This is a genomic window from Arachidicoccus sp. (assembly GCF_050436765.1).
Lineage (GTDB): Bacteria > Bacteroidota > Bacteroidia > Chitinophagales > Chitinophagaceae > Arachidicoccus.
The window spans coordinates 1-3,279 of the sequence record NZ_JBNQGD010000037.1; the positions used below are offsets into that span (position 1 = coordinate 1).

The 3,279-nt window shown below is 36.4% G+C and carries 2 protein-coding genes, 1 pseudogene and 1 riboswitch; all 3 genes and pseudogenes read left to right on the forward strand.

What is annotated here, in order from left to right; all coding sequences use genetic code 11:
• The coding region (locus ACQR30_RS01305; RefSeq protein WP_429730161.1) for a glycoside hydrolase family 16 protein at window positions 1-815 on the forward strand (815 nt) is incomplete at its 5' end.
• A gap of 200 nt (window positions 816-1,015) precedes the next feature.
• Window positions 1,016-2,767 carry a cellulase family glycosylhydrolase gene (locus ACQR30_RS01310; protein WP_429730164.1) on the forward strand — a complete coding sequence of 584 codons (1,752 nt, stop codon included), beginning with the start codon at window positions 1,016-1,018 and terminating at the stop codon, window positions 2,765-2,767.
• A gap of 113 nt (window positions 2,768-2,880) precedes the next feature.
• A riboswitch (Fluoride riboswitch) is annotated at window positions 2,881-2,953 on the forward strand.
• Window positions 2,954-2,996: 43 nt separating this feature from the next.
• A pseudogene (locus ACQR30_RS01315) lies at window positions 2,997-3,279 on the forward strand (voltage-gated chloride channel protein); the annotation flags it as partial.

Here is a 3,279-nt window from a genome sequence, read left to right on the forward strand (position 1 = left end):
TTTTCTTATCTGCAATATTTTTCTACATATCCATGCCGAATAATATTTATGCAAAAAAAATAATTCGTACCGATTCTATTCCCCAGTACAAAGGTTATACACTTGCCTGGCATGATGAGTTTGACAAGAAAAAACTAAACGAGCAAGATTGGAATTATGAAAAAGGAAACCACAACGGATGGGGCAATCACGAACTGGAATACTACACATCGAGGCCTAAAAATGTTTACCTATCGAAAGGGCATCTGGTAATTGAGGCAAGAAAGGAAGATTACCACACATTTCATTATACTTCCGCAAGAATTACGACAAAAGATAAAAAAGAATTTACTTACGGAAGAATAGATATGCGTGCCAAACTGCCCGTATCCAGTGGAATGTGGCCGGCTCTCTGGATGTTAGGCAGCAATATATCGACCGTCAATTGGCCTACCTGTGGTGAAATAGACATTATGGAATTAATTGGAAAAAATCCAAAACAAGTCGTGGGTTCTTTTCATTGGGAAAAAGCCAATGGAACGGAAGGAACTATCAACAATAAGTACAGTTTAAGCAACGGAGATTTTTCGAAAAATTTTCACGTATATAGTTTGACCTGGGGAAAAGACTCTATGCAAATTTTGATAGATAATATTCCTTATGTAAAAGCTGCACGACAAGATTTCAATGACGGCACTTATCCTTTCGACAAACCGTTTTTCCTTTTATTTAATGTAGCCGTTGGTGGCGATTGGCCTGGTAGTCCGGATGATACAATAAAATTTCCACAAAAAATGTCGGTGGATTATGTTCGCTATTATAGGAAAACCAATTGACCGGAGATAGAAGTGACCATCTTACTTATTAAAAGATAGATCAGTTGTCTCGGCAATTGACACACCGAACGATTTTCAACGCATTTGCAATGCGCATATTACTTGCGAGTTATAAACCCTCGGGTGAAACCTCGACATTACAAATTCCGAAAAACAGTGCGAGAAGTCTAAATGAATTAAAAAGTCTAAACAAGTTTCCCATGCAAAAATCAATTTTCAAAACCATTATTGCATCAATTTTCATCATTATCTTTTCGCTAAGAGCGTCAGCACAAGGCTATTTGCGCGTGAATGGAGTGCATATTGAAAACGATGAAAACAAAAATTTCATCCTGCGCGGCATGGGTTTCGGCGGATGGATGTTACAGGAAGGCTATATGTTTCATTTAGGCTTTTTAGGGCAACAATATAAAATCAAACAGAAGATTGCTTCACTCATCGGCGAAAAAGAAACAAAAGATTTTTACGACAAGTGGCTACAATACCATACAGAAAAAGCCGACATTGATTCCATGGCTGCGTGGGGTTTTAATTCCATTCGTTTGCCAATGCACTATCGATTATTTACACTGCCGGCGAAAGATGAACCGGTAAAAGGAAAAAATACATGGTTGCCAAAAGGCTTTGAAATGATAGATTCTTTGTTGAGTTGGTGTAAACAAGACCATATTTATTTAATCTTAGATTTACACGCAGCACCCGGTGGCCAGGGAAATGATTTGCCCATATCCGACCGAAATCCGGACGACCCTTCACTTTGGCAGTCTCAAGCCAATCAAGATAAAACGGTTGCTCTGTGGGAAGAATTAGCAAAAAGATATGCGGGCGAAAAATGGATTGGCGGTTATGATATATTGAATGAAACAAACTGGGGCTTTGACGATGCAAAAGATATAAGAGGCACTTCCGAAAAAAACAATATCCCACTGCGCAATTTATTTATCCAGATTACTAAAGCTATACGCAGTGTTGACGCCAAACATATCATATTTTTAGAGGGAAATGGTTTTGCCAATAATTACACTGGCATATTTCCTTTATGGGATAAAAATATGGTTATCAGTTTTCACAAATACGGCAACTTCAATAATCAGTCGTCAATTCAAAATTTTTTGGATTACAGAACAAAATATAAGGTGCCGCTTTGGCTAGGTGAAACGGGCGAAAATTCCAATAATTGGTTTACCCATAATATTCAATTGATGGAGAATAACGATATTGGCTGGAGCTGGTGGCAATTGAAAAAGATGGGCATCAACAATCCATTGGAAATAAAAGAGCCAAAAAATTACCAGCAATTTGTTGATTATTGTGCGGGTAAAAATGAAAATCTTTCAAAGACAGAAGCCGAACAAATTTTAAATGATTTACTTCAGAATATTAAAATAGTAAACAACATTTACCATAAGGATGTAATCGATGCCATGTTTCGGCAACCTTATGCCACTTCTACCCTTTCGTTTAAACCAAATATCGTTGCAAAGAATACTTTCATCCAAGCTGTTGATTATGATTTAGGCCGAAATGGTTTTGCTTACAATGACGCAGATACGGCAAGTTACATGTATACTCCGGGCGTCCATACACAGGGTAATCGTGGTCATACCTATCGCAATGATGGAGTAGATATTAAAAATAACCTGGACCATGAGCCTTATGTTTTTTCTATTGAAAATGGAGAGTGGCTGCTTTATACTACTGAGGTTAAAAAAAGTGGAAAGTATCATATCACTTTTATTACTTCGAGTGACAATGATAGCGGCTTTATCAACCTGTATAACAACGATAAACTGCTTTTGCAAAATTTAAAAGTAGAAAATACAGGAAGTAAGATTAATTTTAAATCTTCCAAAACAAAGGCTATTTTTCTACGAAAAGGAATCAACAAAATGAAAATCTATTTTCTAAAGGGGGGATTCAATTTTAAAGGATTCCACCTTAAAGCCGAATAAAAATTATTCTCTTCAATAATAAAATGTTATTCAGCAAAACTGCTGGATAACATCTACAACTAAAATATTTTCTATTTATTTTCACAGAAATAAAATTATCGATTAACTTCGCTTCTATAAAAGGAAATGGGGTCTTCCTACTTAACCGCCTTTCTTATCCGAAAAGCTGATGGCACCTACAAATAGAACTGTATAAAATATATGGTCTTTAATTTATTTGTAGGAAGATATGAAAAAAATCAAATCGAGTTTCGAGCACATTACCATTCTTCGGCACCTGTTAAAGTGGAGCTTAATTGCTATTCCTGTAGCAGCAATTATAGGTTCAGTAGTAGCATTATTTCTATGGCTGTTAGAAACTGCAACCAGTTTTAGATGGGCACATCCCTGGCTATTATTTTTATTACCCATAGCGGGCGTACTTATTTATTTCAGTTACAAGCTTTCGGGAAAAAATGCAGAAGCTGGCAATAATTTAATTATTGATGAAATCCACAAACCGGGCGCTGGCG